At 34.3% G+C, this 17,856-nt stretch carries 20 protein-coding genes; all 20 read right to left on the reverse strand.

Going from position 1 to position 17,856, the window contains the following annotated elements; genetic code table 11:
• Positions 1-12 precede the first annotated feature (12 nt).
• The gene (locus ACHRV5_RS06775) at positions 13-618 is read right to left on the reverse strand and encodes an N-acetylmuramoyl-L-alanine amidase (protein ID WP_395426219.1); all 606 of its coding nucleotides are present in this window, start codon (positions 616-618) and stop codon (positions 13-15) included.
• A 72-nt stretch (positions 619-690) separates the two neighbouring features.
• Positions 691-2,118, reverse strand: a complete 1,428-nt coding sequence (locus ACHRV5_RS06780) for an MATE family efflux transporter (RefSeq protein ID WP_047774672.1) — start codon at positions 2,116-2,118, stop codon at positions 691-693.
• A 174-nt stretch (positions 2,119-2,292) separates the two neighbouring features.
• On the reverse strand, positions 2,293-3,492 hold the full coding sequence (locus tag ACHRV5_RS06785; protein ID WP_395426220.1) for an ABC transporter permease: 1,200 nt from the start codon (positions 3,490-3,492) through the stop codon (positions 2,293-2,295).
• Position 3,493: 1 nt separating this feature from the next.
• On the reverse strand, positions 3,494-3,886 hold the full coding sequence (gene rbfA / locus ACHRV5_RS06790) for a 30S ribosome-binding factor RbfA (protein WP_047774669.1): 393 nt from the start codon (positions 3,884-3,886) through the stop codon (positions 3,494-3,496).
• Between the two features lie 244 nt (positions 3,887-4,130).
• Complete coding sequence (locus tag ACHRV5_RS06795) at positions 4,131-5,384, reverse strand: murein hydrolase activator EnvC (RefSeq protein WP_230004118.1); 1,254 nt, start codon at positions 5,382-5,384, stop codon at positions 4,131-4,133.
• A 23-nt stretch (positions 5,385-5,407) separates the two neighbouring features.
• Complete coding sequence (locus tag ACHRV5_RS06800) at positions 5,408-6,187, reverse strand: DUF4292 domain-containing protein (RefSeq protein WP_395426221.1); 780 nt, start codon at positions 6,185-6,187, stop codon at positions 5,408-5,410.
• 7 nt (positions 6,188-6,194) lie between these two features.
• Positions 6,195-7,544, reverse strand: a complete 1,350-nt coding sequence (locus ACHRV5_RS06805) for a lipopolysaccharide assembly protein LapB (RefSeq protein ID WP_230005138.1) — start codon at positions 7,542-7,544, stop codon at positions 6,195-6,197.
• A 41-nt stretch (positions 7,545-7,585) separates the two neighbouring features.
• A complete protein-coding gene (locus ACHRV5_RS06810; RefSeq protein WP_395426222.1) occupies positions 7,586-8,602 on the reverse strand; it encodes a sugar phosphate nucleotidyltransferase in 1,017 nt (338 codons plus the stop codon).
• Between the two features lie 88 nt (positions 8,603-8,690).
• A complete protein-coding gene (gene dut, locus ACHRV5_RS06815; RefSeq protein WP_395426223.1) occupies positions 8,691-9,125 on the reverse strand; it encodes a dUTP diphosphatase in 435 nt (144 codons plus the stop codon).
• 45 nt (positions 9,126-9,170) lie between these two features.
• Positions 9,171-10,631, reverse strand: a complete 1,461-nt coding sequence (locus ACHRV5_RS06820; RefSeq protein WP_047774658.1) for a lipopolysaccharide biosynthesis protein — start codon at positions 10,629-10,631, stop codon at positions 9,171-9,173.
• A 94-nt stretch (positions 10,632-10,725) separates the two neighbouring features.
• Positions 10,726-11,172 carry a GNAT family N-acetyltransferase gene (locus tag ACHRV5_RS06825; RefSeq protein WP_395426224.1) on the reverse strand — a complete coding sequence of 149 codons (447 nt, stop codon included), beginning with the start codon at positions 11,170-11,172 and terminating at the stop codon, positions 10,726-10,728.
• Positions 11,173-11,568: 396 nt separating this feature from the next.
• On the reverse strand, positions 11,569-12,429 hold the full coding sequence (atpG, locus tag ACHRV5_RS06830; RefSeq protein ID WP_047774654.1) for an ATP synthase F1 subunit gamma: 861 nt from the start codon (positions 12,427-12,429) through the stop codon (positions 11,569-11,571).
• 90 nt (positions 12,430-12,519) lie between these two features.
• Positions 12,520-14,097, reverse strand: coding sequence for a F0F1 ATP synthase subunit alpha (atpA, locus tag ACHRV5_RS06835; protein WP_047774652.1), 1,578 nt, complete (start codon positions 14,095-14,097; stop codon positions 12,520-12,522).
• Positions 14,098-14,135: 38 nt separating this feature from the next.
• Positions 14,136-14,669 (reverse strand): ATP synthase F1 subunit delta, encoded by a 534-nt coding sequence (gene atpH, locus ACHRV5_RS06840; RefSeq protein ID WP_395426225.1) that lies wholly within the window; start codon positions 14,667-14,669, stop codon positions 14,136-14,138.
• A gap of 4 nt (positions 14,670-14,673) precedes the next feature.
• Positions 14,674-15,174 carry a F0F1 ATP synthase subunit B gene (locus ACHRV5_RS06845; protein WP_395426226.1) on the reverse strand — a complete coding sequence of 167 codons (501 nt, stop codon included), beginning with the start codon at positions 15,172-15,174 and terminating at the stop codon, positions 14,674-14,676.
• 89 nt (positions 15,175-15,263) lie between these two features.
• Positions 15,264-15,461 (reverse strand): ATP synthase F0 subunit C, encoded by a 198-nt coding sequence (gene atpE, locus ACHRV5_RS06850; protein WP_008465835.1) that lies wholly within the window; start codon positions 15,459-15,461, stop codon positions 15,264-15,266.
• A gap of 33 nt (positions 15,462-15,494) precedes the next feature.
• A complete protein-coding gene (gene atpB, locus ACHRV5_RS06855; RefSeq protein WP_395426227.1) occupies positions 15,495-16,676 on the reverse strand; it encodes a F0F1 ATP synthase subunit A in 1,182 nt (393 codons plus the stop codon).
• A 119-nt stretch (positions 16,677-16,795) separates the two neighbouring features.
• A complete protein-coding gene (locus tag ACHRV5_RS06860) occupies positions 16,796-17,188 on the reverse strand; it encodes a hypothetical protein (protein WP_395426228.1) in 393 nt (130 codons plus the stop codon).
• A gap of 60 nt (positions 17,189-17,248) precedes the next feature.
• The gene (locus tag ACHRV5_RS06865; RefSeq protein WP_395426229.1) at positions 17,249-17,476 is read right to left on the reverse strand and encodes an AtpZ/AtpI family protein; all 228 of its coding nucleotides are present in this window, start codon (positions 17,474-17,476) and stop codon (positions 17,249-17,251) included.
• Entirely contained in the window at positions 17,442-17,852 is a 411-nt protein-coding gene (locus ACHRV5_RS06870) for a polymer-forming cytoskeletal protein (RefSeq protein WP_395426230.1), read from the reverse strand. Before ACHRV5_RS06870 ends, ACHRV5_RS06865 begins: the two co-directional genes overlap by 35 nt.
• Positions 17,853-17,856 lie beyond the last annotated feature (4 nt).

The raw sequence follows: 17,856 nt of genomic DNA on the forward strand, positions 1-17,856 counted from the left end.
TATGCAATCTATTTATTGTATGGACTGTAAAATTTTAGCAGCCATCTCATTTTGTCCATTTTCACTGGTGATGTAAGCTCTGTCTTTTTCGTTTGATAAAAATCCCATCTCTAACAGTACAGCAGGACAATTAGCATTTTTCAAGATATAAAAAGGAGCTTCGTTTATTCTTCTTTTCAAAAGATTTTCACCCGAAACTTCCGTAAGGATCTTCTCTGCTTTTTCTTTCGACTTTCCGTGAAACTCTTCTCTTGATGTGATATAAGCGTCAACTCCGTTGGTTTCAAAACTTTTCGAAGAATTGATATGCAATGAAATGACCAATTCAGGTTTGATGTTATTGATTATGGAAACTCTTTCGCTAAATTCCATAAAATGATCCCCATCACGAAGTAATATGATTTCGAGATTTGCATCTTTATTGAGTTCTTTTACTTTTTTAGCAATCGTTTCTGAAATGATCTTTTCCTGAAAACCATACATCGCTACACCAAAATCATGACCGCCATGACCTGCGTCAATAACAATTACTCTTTTTTCTGCAGCTGGCTTAAAAGCAAAAAGGGTAAATAACAATGCTGTACTAAGGATTCCTAAAATTCTAGTGCTGGTTTTCATGCTAGTTTATTTTTTTGGTTTATTAATCAATTCTAACGAGACTGATTAAGAAATATTGTACAAAAATAAAACTTACACCTGAACACGTTTCCACTTTCCACGTTTGTAAAAGAAAATACCTGCCAATGTTATAGCGGTTTCAGCAACCGGAATTGCGATGAAAACACCTGTTGGTCCCATCTGATAATGCTTCGCCAGTAAAAAAGCCAATGGTATCTGGAACAACCAAAATCCAAAGAAATTAATTCCCGTTGGTGTCCACGTATCTCCTGCTCCGTTGAATGTATTTATTAAAACCATTCCGATTCCGTAGAATACAAAACCAATGCTCATAATTTGTAAAGCCTCGACTGCGATGGTTTTTACACTTTCGTCATTGGTGAAAAAAGAAATAATATATTTTCCCAAAACTAATGTAACTACCATAATTGTTGCCATAAAAATGACATTGTACTTCGCTGTTGTCATAACCGATTTCTCGGCGCGATCAATTCGCTTGGCTCCTAAATTTTGTCCAACCAAAGTGGCCGCTGCATTACTCAGTCCCCAGGCCGGAAGTATAAAAAACATCATGATTCTAAGAGCGGTCTGATAGCCCGCAGAGCCGTGATCACCTCCTGTTGTTGCTACCAATTGCGCCAGAAAAATCCAACTGCAAGAGGCAATTACAAATTGTAAAACACCCGGAGCAGCAATTTTTACCAATGCTTTTATTTGTGTAAAGTCAGGAATAAAATAAGCGGCATAAATTCTCAGTACCCCTTTCCCAAAAAACAAATGATACAATTGGTAAAAAACCCCGATACTTCTTCCTAAGGTAGTTGCTATCGCGGCACCAGTAAGTCCAAAAGCGGGAATTGGGCCAAAGCCGTTAATCAAAATTGGACATAAAATGATATTGCAAATATTGGCCAGCCAAAGACTTTTCATGGCAATAGCCGCATTTCCGGCACCACGAAAAATTCCGTTAATCAAAAACAAAAGCATAATACATAAACTTCCGCCGATCATAATTTGTGTAAATCGATAGCCATGTTCAGCCGCATCAACTGAGGCTCCCATGAATATCAGAATATCTTTGGCATAAATAAAACCTAAAATACTCATTACACTGTTGATTACAAAGGCGATAATTATAGCCTGCATTCCGGCTTTCGCAGCTGCAATCGGATCTTTCTCTCCAATACGCCTCGCTACAACAGCTGTTGCTGCCATACTAATTCCTATTGCAATCGAGTATACAATTGTTATTACAGATTCTGTTAAACCAACGGTTTGAATGGCAAAACTACTGTGTTCCAAATGGCCAACGAAGTACAAATCGACAAGCGCAAATACCGATTCCATCATCATTTCTAAAACCATCGGTATGGCTAGTAATATGACTGCTTTTTTGATACTTCCTTCGGTATAATCAAAAGACTCGTCTCCTTTGATTGCTAATTTTAATGTGGTGAAAATTTTAGAAAATAAACTCTTCTTTATGGTTGTTTCTGTCATGATATATTAAGATAAATGTAAAAATGAGCCCAGATGCAAAGACCTGAACTGAAGAAAAAAAACGTAAGTATCCTAATTATTCTAAAAAAATAAAAATAGGACTAGGCAGAAACAATCATAAACTTGAATTTTTAAGACGATAAATATAGGTATTATTTTCTTACTAAGAAAACACTAATCTAATAGTCTTTTACTTACCCGGCTACTGGCAATTAAAGAAGCTACAAAACCAAGAGAAATAATGGTTCCCATTACGATCAGTACGTTTTCTAAAGTAAAAACGACCGGATACGCCAAAGTTGGTGTAATCATAATTAACTCATATTGCTGTTGCAGTACGACCAGGATAATACCCAGCACAAGGCCAATAACGCCACCAAAAACACTTAGTAATGTTCCCTGAAGTAAAAATATTTTTCTCAGATGATTGATTTCCGTACCCAGATTAAAAAGGGTTTTAAGATTTCCTTTTTTATCTAAAATCATCATAATCAAAGCCCCGATCAAATTAAAAAGAGCCACAATAATCACGAGGGTAAAAATAAGATAAACCGCTATATTTTCGGTATTGAGCATTTTATACAGAGACTCGTTAAGTTGCGCTCTGTTTTTTACAGTAATTTTATTTTTGAAAATAGATTCTAATTGAAGGTTAATTGCTTTTTCATCGGCATTTTCCTTTATACTAAATTCAATTCCCGAAATCTGATTCGGTTTGTACAGCAATAATTCCTGTGCTAAACCTAAGTCGGCAAACACATATTTTGAATCTAAATCTTCGCTAATGGAATAAATCCCGACCGGTAAAACATCTGTTTTATTAAACGCTTCTTCGGGATTTTCAAAAGCTCCTTTTCCCGGTTTAGGCGCGAATATTTGCAAGGGATTTTCGAAATCTAATATGCCCATCGAAAAATCTCTTGCAATTCCATAACCAACGACTACCTGATAAGTGTCCGGTTTTAGCCATTGTCCGTTAAAAAGTTTTTTTCTGATATCGTTTACAGCAACATAATTGCTGTCAACTCCTTTTATGTAAGTAACTTGTTGTTTGTCTTTAAACAGAAACAAAACCCGTTCCTCAATAATTTTTGTATACGAAACGACCCCATTAATTTCTTTAATCTGTTTTTCCTGATCGGGTGTAATCAAAAATGATTTTCCATAGGTACTGGTCATTTTTAAATCAGGGTCGATTTCATTTGTAAACGAAAGACTAAATACTTTTAATCCGCTAAAAACGGATAACACCACAAACAAAGCCATCGTACCAACAATAATCCCCATGCTGGCAATATAATTGATAATATTTATAGCATTGTTTTTACTTCTGCTAAAAATATAACGCTTGGCTATGTAAAATGGGAAATTCAATTTATGATTTTCTTCTTTTTTCTAAAAGATCACGATTTTCAATTGGATTTTCTCTGTTAGATAAGGCATTATCAATTTTCTCAATATAATCTAAAGAGTCATCGATAAAAAATACCAAATTAGGTACACGACGCAATTGCAAACGAACGCGTTGTGATAAATCGTGCTTAATTAAAGTGGAGTTTGATTTTATACCCTCTAAAGTTTCTTTGGCTTTCTCCTGAGGAAAAATGCTTAAATATACGGTAGCCACCGATAAATCTGAAGTAACACTTACTTTGGATACTGAAATTACTAAATTATTAATTCCGTTTTTTCTCACTTCACCTTGCAAGATATCAACCAAATCTTTTTGGATGACACCGCCTATTTTTTTCTGTCTATTTGTTTCCATACTGCAAAAATACTATTTTAAATTTCAATCAATACCATTTCAAATAAACAATAGGCTGATTTTTGCATTCGCGGTGGTTTTAAGGTGTTTTTACTCTTCTTTTTTTTAAAGTTTTTCATTCATTACCCTTAGCAGATAATGGAATCTTTAGTTGCATTTTTTTGACCATCGCTATGATGAGACCTTTATTAGAGTGATATGATTAAAAAAAGTTCATAAAAAAAGGGAGCCGAGCTCCCTTTTTTTATCTATTCTGCAACCACCCTTCCGGATTGTTATTTGATGTATTTTGAAGAATCAAAAACTTAATGATTGTTTTCCCGGTATCTCCACTGGTTCTTACTTTCCCGATACTTTGTTTGATATTTACTTTATCTCCTTTATTTACAAATACCTGACTTAAATTCTGGTATACGGTAAAATAATCTCCATGCTGAATCATAACAGCTCTGTTAATTGGAGATAAAACCATGATACTCGCTACTTCTCCCGCAAATACGGCACGGGCATTTGCTCCTTGTTCGGTCGTAATCTCTACACCTGAATTGTGCACGGTTAATGACGGATAAAGCGGGTGCGGCTGATCTCCGTAACCAAGAGAAATAAATCCTTTTTCTACTGGCCAAGGTAATTTTCCTCTGTTTGCTTTGAAATCGGCAGCTAAAATTTTTCCTTCCGGTGTCAAGGCAATTTTAGAAGAGGAAACTGGTACATTTGATGCTGTAGATCCCGGATTTTCTTTTGCTCTTTCCAGCGCTGCTTTTCTGTTGGCCTCCGCAATAGCTTCACGAATCAAACGATCGATTTGTCTGTCGATTCTTTTTGCTTCCTGCTGCTTGCTTTTGGTATCGGCAATAATTTTATTTTTATCTTTTTTAATTGAGTTAACCAGCTTTTGTTGCTCTTTTTTCTCAATCTCTAAAGCAGAACGCTCTTTCTGATTTTCGGCAATAATCTTTTTCTTGACTTGTCTCTGACCGTTTAGTTTTGTGTTGAAATTTTCTAATTCTGCCGTTTTAGATTGAATTTCCAAGCCTTGATTTTTTCTGAAATTCGTGTACTGTTTTAAATACTGCGCTCTTTTATAAGCTTGCAAAAAACTTTCCGAAGACAAAATAAACATAGCCCTACTCTGCTCTGAACGGCTTTTATACGATTTAAGAATCATCTTGGCATAATCCTCTTTTAGAATCGCCAATTCCTTTTTCAGTTTATTAACCTTAACTTGGTTAATATACATATCGTTACTTAAAAGTTTCTCCTGTTTTGCCGTGGTATTAATCAGCTTTTCTTTCAGCTTAATTTTATTGGCCTGAATTAAAAATACATTTACCGCTGATTTTTCTTTTTTCTTTACGGATTGCAACATCTTTTCGTTATCTCTAATTTCTTGCTGAATCTGAGCTTTACGCTGTTCCAGCTTTTCTTGTTGCGAATCTTGTGCCCACAGCATTGTAGAGGCACATATAAAAATCAGACTTAGGAGAAATTTCGGCATGTTTCTTTTTTCTTTTTGCAAATTTACTTAATTATAACCTTTTTATAGCCACTTGGTACGCTATACGGAAAAGAAAGTTGTTCGTTGAACGAAATAGTGTTGTAATTTAAATTAATATCTGTTTTTCCTTTCGGCTGAATCGCATTAATTTCGATTGCGGTTGGAAGAACTCCCTGATCAAAAACTTTAGTGTCAGAATATTTAATTTCTAACATTCTGTTTTCTGATGGTTGTGAAATTTGTTCCTTTTGCAACAAATATTTTTCCGGCTCCAGAAAGAATACTTTTTTGATATTCGCTTCTTTTTGATCTTCCAAACGAAAGAGGTTTTCTACAATGGTTTGTGTGTAGTCTCCTTTTCTCAAATCTTCTAAAGCCTCACCTACCAATAAGTTTTGTACTTTACTGTAATTCAATTCTGTACCCAACCATTTACTCAAACTTGTAAAATCGCCTTCGTAGTAAGTACTGTTTATTTTTTCGTAATAACTTACAGCTGTCGGCGTTATCAACGCTTTTGCCATAGTAATTCCCAGAAAACGAACACTTATTAAAATCTGTTTGTCTTTTTCGATTTTTATCTCGGCCGAAACATTTTGACTTTGTTTTTCATCGACATACCTCGCACTTGCTTTTATGTATACGGTTGAAAAATCTAATTTATTATCGTAATGTTTTTCTATTGCTTTTTTGTCTTTTTTTGCCTCAACTACTTCCGTTTTATTGTTTTGTACGGCAACAGCTTTAGATTTACAAGAAATCACAAAAACGGACATCGATAGTATTATTATATACTTTTTCATTTACTCTTTACTTTTTTTTCTTCAATAACTCATTTGCCTTCAAAAAGTATTCCTCTTTTTTCTTGGCATCTCCTAACCCATTGTAAGCCTCTCCTAACTGAATATTAAAATTCGATTCCAGTTTTATATCGTCAACTACATAATCCAGTCCCATTTCTAAAACCGTTTTTGCATTTTTAAATTGCTTCAATTGATTGTTCCCTAAACCGGCATAATAATAAAATTGCGGTTGACTCGGGTACACTTCAATCATATACATGGCTCTTTTTGTCATAGGTTCAAATTGTTTTGCCTGTGTATAAGCCTCCAGCAAAAGTAAATTGGTCTCGCGATCGGTATCTGAGTTTGATTTTAGATCTTTCTCATAATACTTAATGGCGTTTTCAAATTGATTTTTGCTGTGATAAAACTTTCCTATTTCTTTTGCAACATCAATTTCTTTATCATTATCAAAATAAGAAATCGCTTTTTCCAGATCTGGAGCGTACTGCGGATTTTTATTCACATAGATCAAAAATTCATTTAAGGTACGATGTTTTATTTTTGAATCAATTTTTGCACTGGACAAAATTACATTCATCGCCTTAATCGCTTTATCAGCCTGATTGGCATCTAAATACCCTTTAAACAAACTGACCTGCGCCCAATCTGAAGTCGGAATTTCTTTTGCCAATTGTTTGGCAACGTCTATAGCCTTGTCTGTTTCTTCTCCTTTCGAATACAGAAAAATCAGGTTTACATAGTTGGATTCTTCTTTTGGGTTCTTCTTAATCTGATCAATCAAATTGCCAATCTCTGCATTTTGATATTTCCCCTGAGACATGATCTGGTTTTTATAAATTTCACGATCTGATGATTTCCCAAACTTGTCGTTCATTTCATTAATCGCAACCAACGCTTTATCGTATTGATTGGTTATCATGTATATCGAAATCAAATCGTCCTTGTACTCTTCATCAAACAAAATGATTCTTTGAATGGTTTCAATTGCGAGATTGTAATTTTTAGTTTCAAAACTTACATCATAAATCCCAAGCCAAAACCATTTATTTTTTGGATCTAACTGAGTCGCTTTTTCAAAAGAATCCTGGGCATTTTTATAATCTTTTAAAGCCAGATAATTTTTGCCTAGTTCGAAATAAGCAACTGCATCATTGGGTTTTAACTTGATACATTTCTGCAACGAAACGATCGCCTTATCATAATTTTCAATTCCTTTTTGCTTTAATGATTCGAAAAAAGAGTCTTTATATTCGTCTGTAACCATAGCAATATCCTCCGGTTCTGTCTGAGCCATAACCGACATCGTATTACCAAAGAAAACAGAAAACAAAATTACTAAAACTCCCTTTTTCATCATTTTTATAATTTCATTTAAAACAAAAGAATACTACCTGTCTATTCTAAAACCGAATAATCACCAATACTAATACTGGTAAACTTACCATCATAGCTAACGTGATTTCCGATCATCGCATTGTCTAAATTAGCATTTTTTATTTGAGAAAACGTTTGTACCAGACTATTTTTAATGGTACTGTCAATCACGTGACATCCTTTTCCTAATGAAACGTTTGGTCCTACCGTTGCGTTTTTCAACACTACGTTTTCACCAATATAACAAGGCGGAATAATTGTTGCGTTTTCTAATTTCACATCAAAATCTACCAAATGTTCTCCATCGTTATGCAAAAATCCGAGCATTCTCGTATTTGTTTCAACAGTCACATCTTTGTTTCCGCAGTCCATCCACTCATCAACACTTCCGGTTTTAAAAACTTTTCCGTTTGCCATCATGGCTTTAATTCCGTCGTTAATCTGATATTCACCTCCATTTTGGATGTTATTGTCCAAAACATTCTGAAGTTCTTTTTTCAAATCACCCACTTCTTTGAAGTAGTAAATTCCGATAACAGCTAAATCGCTCACAAACTCTTTTGGTTTTTCAACCAATTCAATAATTTCATTGTTTGCGTTTAATTTTACAACACCAAAAGCTTCAGGTTGTTCTACTTGTTTTACCCAAATTACCGCATCAGCTGATGGATCTAATTCGAAATCAGCTCTGATTAAAGTATCGGCATAGGCAATAACTGCCGGGCCTGACAACGATTCTTTTGCACACATAATAGCATGTCCCGTACCTAAAGGTAAGTCCTGACGGTAAATAGATGCTTTTGCTCCTAAACTACCTGCTAACTCTTCCAGACTCTCTACAAGGTCCTCTCCAAAAAAGGCAGGATCTCCAAGAATAAAAGCAACTTCATCGATTGGTTCTTTTAATATCTCAGCAATGTCTTCAACCAAGCGATGAACGATTGATTTACCTGCAACTGGAATTAATGGTTTAGGAACAGTTAAAGTATGTGGTCTAAGTCGTGATCCACGACCTGCCATTGGAACGATTATTTTCATTTGTTTTTTATTTTTTATGGGAAGATTTAAAATCTTCAATTGGTTTGGTTTGTTGTAAAGTTTATAAACGGAAAACCGAGACTGTAAATTATTTTACTCCCGTACTTCCAAAACCGCCTTCACCTCTGGAGGTTACAGAAAGTTCTTCTACTTCTACCCATTCTGCTCTTTCATGTTTGGCGATAATCAACTGTGCAATTCTTTCTCCGTTTTCGATTACGAAAACTTCATTTGATAAATTTACTAAAATTACACCTATTTCTCCTCTATAATCGGCATCTACAGTACCCGGTGAATTTAAAACCGTAACTCCTTTTTTTGCTGCAAGACCACTTCTTGGTCTTACCTGTGCTTCATATCCGATTGGTAATTCAATAAAAAGTCCCGTTTTTACGATGGTTCTTTCTAGTGGTTTTAAAGTTATTGATTCTGTTAAATTAGCGCGCAAATCCATTCCAGCCGAAGCAATTGTTTCGTAGTTTGGTAAATCGTGCTGTGATTTATTTATAATTTGTATTTTCATTTTTATATTAAATTCTAAAAAAATAAAATTGGATTTAACCCGATTCTATTTTCTATTCATAATTCCTTTGATTGTATCTTTTTCATTGTGATAAACAAAATAAATAAAGATTAAAAGTAATGGGATTCCAACGTAATATTTCTCTCTGAATCCGTAAAAAGAAATAGCAGAAAATGCGATTGAAATTCCTAAATAAGCCCCTATTTTCTTCATGTCGTAAGGAATAGGATAATATTTATTTCCTAAAACATACGATATTAACATCATACTTCCGTAGGCTGAAATAGTTGCAATAGCGGATCCGTAATAACTGTACTTTGGAATTAGAAAGTAATTCAAAACCAACGTTACTATAGCACCAACGATAGAAATATAAGCTCCAATTTTGGTTTGATCTGTCAGTTTATACCAAACCGACAAATTGTTGTAAATTCCTAAGAAGAAATTCGCCAGTATGATTAAGGGCACGACCTTCATCGCTTCCCAGTAGGATTTATTGTCCAATAAAAGGAATTTCAGGAAATCGGCAAAAACAATTACACCCAATAAAATCAGTGAACCAAAAATAACGAAATACTTCGTGATCACGGCGTAGGTCTGTGGGGCGTTGGCGTTTTTGGCGTGACTAAAAAAGAACGGTTCAATACCCAATCTAAAGGCAGTTGCAAACAAAACCATAAACAAACCTAACTTGTAACAGGCAGAATAAGCTCCAACCTCAGATTTAGCCAAATTTTCAGGCAGTAAATAACCTAGTAAGATTTTATCAAAATGTTCGTTAACGGCAAACGCTAGTCCGGCAACCAGAATAGGTAAACCATATTTCATCATCTTTTTCCAAAGTACCGGATCGAATTTTCGTCCAAGCGAAAGATAATTTGGAGATAATACAACAAAAGTGGCCAAACTGGCTAATAAGTTGGCTATGAAAATATAAGCGATCTGGAAGTTTTCAATATATAAATTATCCCAAACTGAATTTGGATTTGCGATGGCGAGTTTGGGTAAGTATATTAAAAAGAAAAAATTTAATACCATGTTTATTACCACATTTCCAATCTTTATTGCCGCATAAACCATCGGTCTCTGATTGGCTCTAAGTTTAGAAAACGGCACTAAAACCAGCGCATCCAAAACCAAAATCCAAACTGAATACGTAATATATTGTGAGTCTACTTCAGCCCAATTTGCCAGCGTATTTCTAAAAATTAATGCGGCAAACAAAAAGCCAATTGAAGACCAGAATATTGATATTGTAGCTGTAGCGATAACATTCTTTTTATCGTCTTCTGCACTATAAAACCTAAAAAATGCCGTTTCCATTCCATAAGAAAGCACTACGTTAAAGAAGACCATCCAGGATAAAACGATAGAAACTTCCCCGTACTCCGCCGTTGGTAAAATACCGGTATACAAGCGTACTAATAAAAAACTTAGCATTCGCGGTAACACCGTCGCTAGTCCATAAATAGCCGTTTGTTTGAATAGATTTTTATATAATCCCAAAATATACTTGTAATAAAGTTCGTAAAACAAAAATAACCAATTCTTTCGTTTATTATTGCTTTTGTTGATTCAATAAAAAACGCAACAGGTCTTTTTAGTGTGTTAATTTTGTTTCGTCCAAAATTTTAACAAAATGAAAGCCTTTGGGCCCATAACCTTGATTATAATAGAAACGATGCGCTGCAAAATTACCTGTAAAAGCATCTAGAACAATGCTGCTACAATCAGAATCTAAAGCCTTTTGCTCGATATAATCTGTTAATAATTTTCCAATTCCTTTAGATCGTTGTCCGGGATCAACAACAAAATTATCTATTTCGAGATATTTACCGGTCCATAATTTAGTTGCGGTCCAACAACCGGTAATTCCCACACATTGCTCTTCTTCAAAGACGCCTATTTGGATATAATTACGCGGTACCATCTCAGAAAGATAAGCTTCGTATTTTTCAACAGTTAGATTCGGATAAAGAAATCGCATGGTTACAATTTGTGCCAGCATTTCCGGGATCGTAGTAAGTTCTTGTATTTGTAGTTTCATTGGTGTAAAAATAGAGGACAAAAATACTTATTTTTTTTTCATTGCCTGTTATATAATTCACAGCCCATGGTGCGAAATATATAAATAAAGGCTAAAAATTCTGTAATTCTTTTTATCCATACTTTTCTAAATTTGCTAAACAGGGATTGATAACAGCTGATCTGTAACCCTACAAAAACAGAGCATTGGGACTAATAAAGCTTGTTTGTTCCCACAAAAGACAAAGCATTGCGGATTTTAAGGTTTCTGCAACTCAATTCTAAAATGGTGTCGATTCTTATTTTTTGAGTAAAATGAGAATCACCATTTTATAACTATACAGAAAGAAAAACAGTTCTATAAAAAAAGAGCAGACAATCGTATGACTGTCTGCTCTTTTTATTTCTCTTAAATAAATTATCCGTTCAAAGCTTCTGCTCCACCAACGATCTCTAAGATTTCGTTAGTAATCGATGCCTGACGTGCTTTATTGTAAGTCAATTTTAATTGGTTTCTCAATTCAGTTGCGTTGTCAGTTGCTTTGTGCATGGCTGTCATACGCGCTCCATGTTCTGAAGCAAATGAATCACGAATTCCTTTATATAATTGTGTTTTTAATGATTTAGGAATCAAAGTCAACACGATTTCTTCTTTTGAAGGCTCAAAAATATAATCTCCAGTTGAAACCGGTACATCAGATTTAATTGGAGCTAACGGTAAAAATTGCTCAACCTGAACGATTTGAGTAGCGGCATTTTTAAATTGATTGTATATCAATTCGATTCTGTCGTACTCTCCTGTCAAGAATTTTTCAGTTAAGTTATCTGCAATTGCAGCAACATTATCAAAAGTTAAATGATCAAAAATTGCATTATGATGACCGTGAACTTTATGCGTTTTAACTAAAACATCGTTTCCTTTTTTACCAATAGGAAAAACATCTACTTGTTTTCCTGCGTAAAACTGAGTACGGTTTTTAGTCTCTTTAATAATGTTAGTATTAAAAGCGCCACATAAACCTCTGTTCGAAGTTATCGCAACAAGTAATACTTTTTTTACTTCACGTTGTGTTGTATAATCTCCTCCTACTTCACCATCAAGTGTAGCCGAAAGATTTTGCAACAACTCCGTTAATTTCTCGGCATAAGGGCGCATCGCAGTGATTGCATCTTGTGCTTTCTTAAGCTTTGCAGCAGAAACCATTTTCATAGCCGATGTAATCTGCATCGTCGATGAAACGGAAGTAATTCTATTACGGATTTCCTTTAAATTTGCCATCTATTAATTAGAAAATGTGACAATTTGAAAATTAGATAATCAGAAGTATCCGGAGATATTTTCTAATTATCTAATTGACTAATTCTCTTATTAGTTATATTTTGCTGAAATTTCTTTTGCTGCTTTTTCGATAACATCAGTGATGTTGTCATCTAACTTACCAGCTTTTAAAGCATTAAGAGTATCTTTATGCTTGCTGTTTAAGTATGCTAAGAAATCAGCTTCGAATTCTTTTACTTTATTTACAGGAACGTTTCTTAATAAGTTTTTAGAACCAGCGTAAATAATAGCTACTTGATTTTCTACTGTATAAGGATCGTTTAAACCTTGTTTCAAGATTTCAACGTTTCTTTTTCCTTTTTCAATTACGTTTAAAGTAACAGAATCTAAGTCAGAACCAAATTTAGCAAAAGCTTCTAATTCACGGAATTGAGCTTGATCTAATTTTAAAGTTCCAGAAACTTTCTTCATAGATTTAATCTGTGCATTACCTCCAACACGAGATACTGAGATACCTACGTTGATCGCAGGACGTACTCCAGAGTTGAACAAATCTCCATCAAGGAAAATCTGACCATCTGTAATCGAGATTACGTTTGTTGGGATATAAGCAGAAACGTCACCAGCCTGAGTTTCGATAATTGGTAAAGCAGTTAATGAACCACCACCTTTTACGATAGGCTTAATAGAGTCTGGTAAATCATTCATGTTTTTAGCAATTCCGTCATCAGCAATTACTTTACAAGCACGCTCTAATAAACGAGAGTGTAAGTAGAAAACGTCTCCAGGATATGCCTCACGTCCCGGTGGTCTTCTTAATAAAAGAGAAACCTCACGGTAAGCAACTGCTTGTTTAGATAAATCATCATAAACAATTAAAGCTGGACGACCTGAATCTCTAAAATATTCTCCAATTGCAGCACCTGCGAAAGGAGCATAAACTTGCATTGGAGCTGGATCAGAAGCATTAGCTGCAACAATAACGGTATACGCCATTGCACCTTTTTCTTCTAACATTTTAGCAATTCCTGCTACAGTTGAAGCTTTTTGCCCAATTGCAACATATATACAGAATACAGGTTTTCCTGCATCGTAAAATTCTTTTTGATTTAAGATTGTATCGATACAAACAGTTGACTTACCTGTTTGACGGTCACCGATTACAAGCTCACGTTGTCCACGACCAACCGGGATCATAGCATCTACTGCCTTGATACCTGTCTGTAATGGCTCCGTAACTGGCTGACGAAAGATAACTCCAGGAGCTTTTCTTTCTAACGGCATTTCGTATAAGTCTCCACCGATTGGTCCTTTTCCATCAATTGGAAAACCAAGCGTGTTTACTACACGTCCTACCATTTGCTCACCTACTTTAAGAGAAGCGATACGTTGTGTTCTTTTTGCAGTTGATCCTTCTTTGATACCTGTTGATGGTCCTAAAAGTACCACACCAACATTGTCTTCTTCAAGGTTCAATACAATTGCTTCAAGTCCGTTATCAAATTCAACTAACTCACCGTATTGTACGTTAGATAGCCCGTAAATACGAGCAATACCATCTCCAACTTGAAGTACTGTTCCTACTTCCTCTAGCGTAGCACCAGATTCAAAACCTTCTACTTGCTTTCTTAATATTGCTGAAATTTCAGCAGGTTTGATTTCCGCCATCTTAATTTATAATTTAGACACTTTTATGTGTAATAAAACTAATTACTTAACTCTCTTTTTAATACTTGCAATCTGTTTGCAACAGAAGCATTGTATTGTTGATCTCCTATTCTTAAAATAAACCCTCCAATAATTGAAGCATCTACCGTATTTTCTATTGTTATTTTTTTATCTGACAATGTTGCGATTTTAGCTAAAACTTTAGCTTCTAATGCCGCATCCATAGGAATTGCTGTTGTAACTTTTGCTACTTCAACTCCGTTTCCTTCGTCAAATAATTTATTGTATTCTACAGCTATTGCTTCTAGAATCTCAAATCTTTTGTTCTCAAACAATAAATGAAATAAACCTTTAGTAACTCCATTTACATCTGCGAAAACTTCTAAAAGAGCACTTTCTTTAACTTCAACTTTTGTTGTTGGGTTTTGAATAAAAGTACTTAATTCTGTATTGGTATCAATTGCAGAAGCAATTGATTTCATGTCGTTATTGACAACTTCGGCAACACCTTTAGAGTTTGCTAAGTCCAGAATTGCTTTTGCATAACGAATTGCTGCTCTTGTACTTGCCATAATCTTAGTTTAACTTTACGTCACCTAACATTTTCTCAACTAATTTAGTTTGAGCTTCTTTGTTAGATAATTCATCTTTCAACAATTTTTCAGCAATGCTTAATGATAACGTTGAAACTTGAGATTTCAATTCTGCCATTGCAGCATTTTTTTCGCTTTCGATAGCCGCTTTAGCTTGCTCGATCATTTTAAGACCTTGCTCTTGTGCTTCGTTTTTAGAATCAGCAATCATTTTATCTTTGATCTCACGAGCTTCTTTCAACATTGCATCACGCTCAGCACGAGCTTCATTCAAAATTCTTTGATTGTCTGCTTGTAAGTTCTCCATTTCTTTCTTTGCATTTTCTGCAGAAAGTAATGCATCTTTAATTCCTTCTTCTCTATCTACGATAGATTGCATAATTGGTTTCCAAGCAAATTTTACTAAAAGCAAAATTAACACCAACAAGATAAGAGCTTGCCAAAAGAATAAACCGAATGAAAAATCGTTAATTAACTTATCCATTTTATAACTATATTAAATATTTAATTTCTTTTTAAAAAGGTAACAACATCTTTAACCAACCGTTAAAGATGCTGTTATTTTTTTCTTTATTATTTTCCTAAGATTAAAGCAGCAAATGCTAAACCTTCTAATAAAGCCGCGATAATAATCATCGCAGTTTGAATTTTACCAGCAGCTTCTGGCTGACGAGCAATAGCGTCCATAGCAGATCCACCGATTTTACCTAAACCTAAACCTGCACCGATTACTACTAAACCAGCACCTACTAAAGTTGGAATTGTTCCCATAACTATTTATATATATAAAATTAAACTTCTAAATTAAATAATAACATTCTCGTCTTTGTGACCGTGATCGTCATCATGATGATGATCTTGAACTGCCATACCAATAAACAATGATGATAACATTGTAAAGATAAAGGCTTGCAAAAATGCAACTAAAACTTCAATAACCGAAATAAACAATGTTAATCCGAATGAAATTGGTAAATCTGCTGCTAAATTTTTTCCTAAGAAAATCATAGCGATCAAACTCATAATTACTACGTGACCTGCTGTAATATTTGCATACAAACGAATTAATAATGCAAATGGTTTTGTCAACATACCTAACACCTCAATTGGTGCTAAAATAATTTTCATTGGAACTGGTACTCCTGGCATCCAGAAAATGTGTCCCCAATATTCTTTGTTTGCACTGAATTGTGTAATTAAGAATGTAAATAATGCTAAACAAACTGTGATTGCAATATTTCCGGTAACGTTAATTCCAAGTGGTGTCATCCCTAATAAGTTTAACAACCAAACGAAGAAGAATACAGTTAATAGGTAACCCATATATTTTCTGTATTTTTTCTCTCCAATATTAGGAAGAGCAATTTCATTTCTGATGAAAATGATTAGCGGCTCTAATACTCTACCAAAACCAGTTGGGATTGGTCCTTTTTTATATGATTTTGCTAAACCTGTAAACATTAACAACATTAATATTGACACGAAAAGCATTGCAACTACATTTTTAGTAATTGAGAAATCTAATGGTTTCTCATTTGTTGGATGTCCGTGCTCGTCAAAATTAATTGTACCGGCAGCATCTGTTTTGTAAATTTTACCGTGAGCTAATTTGTAAAAGCTTCCGTCAACTTCTGCAACTGCTTCACCGTGGTGTAATTTTGAAGAAGAGAAAATTTTCAAACCGCCATCAATAAGGATAACAGGTAATGGGAAACCATAATTTTTATTTTCTTTCTCATCTGAAAAGAAAACAAAATCGTGAGAATCTTGCAAGTGATGATCAATAAAAGCATCAACTTTAGCCTTTGGGTCCTGAGCTACATGCTCTCCTCCCTCATGACTTTCATGTGAAACTACTTTCCCTTCATGCACTGCCTCGGTTTGTACATTTGTTGAGTCGTTCTCTGCGTTAGCAAAGCTCGTTACTGGAAGACAAGCTACTAAAGTGGCAAGAATAAATTTAAGAGGTTTGTTTGAAATCACCATATCTGTTAAAAATCTTATTTTTTTACGTTTCTAAAATTTGGTGCAAAGGTACATTTTTTATTAATATTCAAAAGGATATCAAAAATTATTTTTGAGTCTTCTTTTGAAGAATCCCTATTTTATTGCTTTTCGTTTAATAATCGGATAGTTAAAAACGTCTCAAATAACAAAAATAAAATAAATGTTATAAAAAAACTTATTTTCTCCATCATAACCTCCTCTGATTTATTTGCCAAAATGGGCCTCAAAATTAAATATCCCAATAACATCTGTGCAAAGGTGCCAAATAAGAAAACCATCCCGACAATTTCGAAATTCTTGTTTTTTACTATTAATAGTATACCATATAATAATGTGGCTAATCCAAAAAATATTAGATACAGAAATTCTAAACTATAAAAGAAGTTTTGAGTGTTTATTGCAAAAGCAAAAAACGCCGCTTTGTGTAAAATATAAGCTGTTAAAGCAAATAAAAATAAATGTAGAATTGATTTGTAATTTTTTAAAAGCATCTTAAAATAATTTTTATACAAAGATGCACTATTTATTTAAAGCTGCTTTTAAAAGATAAATTACTTTGTTTTATTGATGTCGTTTACCTGGCGAATGACATTATACAAAGCCAAGCCTACACCAAGCATCACAAAAATGGTGTTGTAATAAACTTTAGGGCTGGGATGATTTTCATCTAACCAATTACCAAAATAGGAAAACAGAAAAATGATGACTCCCATTTGGACAGGAATATTAATCAGCGGTAACCACTTATTCCTTCTGTTTTTGTTCGGCTCCTTTTCCATTTATTAGTTTTACTTCGTTGGTATTGGTTAACATACTGCAAGTCGCTGTAAAATCGGCACCAGGTTCTATCGAAAGTTTTCCAACGGTAACTTCGCCGTGAATTTGCGCTGTGGCTTTTATATTAAGAACTTCCAAAACCTTTATTTTTCCTTGAAATTCTCCTTCAATATCAGCATTATTACAAACGATTTCACCTTTTACAACACCGGAAACTCCGATAACTAATTTTCCTTGTGAGGTAAAATTACCTATTAATTCGCCATCTAATCTAAAATCTGCTTTTGAAACGATGTCGCCTATAATCGAGGTTCCTTCTACTATTCTATTGGTTTTTCCTAAAAGTTCTGTTCCGTTTTTTTTTACTTTATCAAACATTAGA

This window comes from Flavobacterium sp. FlaQc-52, from assembly GCF_044007495.1.
Taxonomy (GTDB): domain Bacteria; phylum Bacteroidota; class Bacteroidia; order Flavobacteriales; family Flavobacteriaceae; genus Flavobacterium; species Flavobacterium cupriresistens.

What these genes read in the sequence shown, in the direction of transcription:
- ACHRV5_RS06805 (WP_230005138.1), bottom strand. Translation starts at nt 7,544, where the DNA reads ATGAAAAAGGGAGTTTTAGTAATTTTGTTTTCTGTTTTCTTTGGTAAT.
- ACHRV5_RS06860 (WP_395426228.1), bottom strand. Translation starts at nt 17,188, where the DNA reads ATGCTTTTAAAAAATTACAAATCAATTCTACATTTATTTTTATTTGCT.
- atpG (WP_047774654.1), bottom strand. Translation starts at nt 12,429, where the DNA reads ATGGCAAATTTAAAGGAAATCCGTAATAGAATTACTTCCGTTTCATCG.
- ACHRV5_RS06845 (WP_395426226.1), bottom strand. Translation starts at nt 15,174, where the DNA reads ATGGATAAGTTAATTAACGATTTTTCATTCGGTTTATTCTTTTGGCAA.
- rbfA (WP_047774669.1), bottom strand. Translation starts at nt 3,886, where the DNA reads ATGGAAACAAATAGACAGAAAAAAATAGGCGGTGTCATCCAAAAAGAT.
- atpE (WP_008465835.1), bottom strand. Translation starts at nt 15,461, where the DNA reads ATGGGAACAATTCCAACTTTAGTAGGTGCTGGTTTAGTAGTAATCGGT.
- atpB (WP_395426227.1), bottom strand. Translation starts at nt 16,676, where the DNA reads ATGGTGATTTCAAACAAACCTCTTAAATTTATTCTTGCCACTTTAGTA.
- atpA (WP_047774652.1), bottom strand. Translation starts at nt 14,097, where the DNA reads ATGGCGGAAATCAAACCTGCTGAAATTTCAGCAATATTAAGAAAGCAA.
- ACHRV5_RS06795 (WP_230004118.1), bottom strand. Translation starts at nt 5,384, where the DNA reads ATGCCGAAATTTCTCCTAAGTCTGATTTTTATATGTGCCTCTACAATG.
- dut (WP_395426223.1), bottom strand. Translation starts at nt 9,125, where the DNA reads ATGAAAATACAAATTATAAATAAATCACAGCACGATTTACCAAACTAC.
- ACHRV5_RS06870 (WP_395426230.1), bottom strand. Translation starts at nt 17,852, where the DNA reads ATGTTTGATAAAGTAAAAAAAAACGGAACAGAACTTTTAGGAAAAACC.
- ACHRV5_RS06865 (WP_395426229.1), bottom strand. Translation starts at nt 17,476, where the DNA reads ATGGAAAAGGAGCCGAACAAAAACAGAAGGAATAAGTGGTTACCGCTG.
- atpH (WP_395426225.1), bottom strand. Translation starts at nt 14,669, where the DNA reads ATGGCAAGTACAAGAGCAGCAATTCGTTATGCAAAAGCAATTCTGGAC.
- ACHRV5_RS06800 (WP_395426221.1), bottom strand. Translation starts at nt 6,187, where the DNA reads ATGAAAAAGTATATAATAATACTATCGATGTCCGTTTTTGTGATTTCT.
- ACHRV5_RS06810 (WP_395426222.1), bottom strand. Translation starts at nt 8,602, where the DNA reads ATGAAAATAATCGTTCCAATGGCAGGTCGTGGATCACGACTTAGACCA.
- ACHRV5_RS06825 (WP_395426224.1), bottom strand. Translation starts at nt 11,172, where the DNA reads ATGAAACTACAAATACAAGAACTTACTACGATCCCGGAAATGCTGGCA.
- ACHRV5_RS06780 (WP_047774672.1), bottom strand. Translation starts at nt 2,118, where the DNA reads ATGACAGAAACAACCATAAAGAAGAGTTTATTTTCTAAAATTTTCACC.
- ACHRV5_RS06775 (WP_395426219.1), bottom strand. Translation starts at nt 618, where the DNA reads ATGAAAACCAGCACTAGAATTTTAGGAATCCTTAGTACAGCATTGTTA.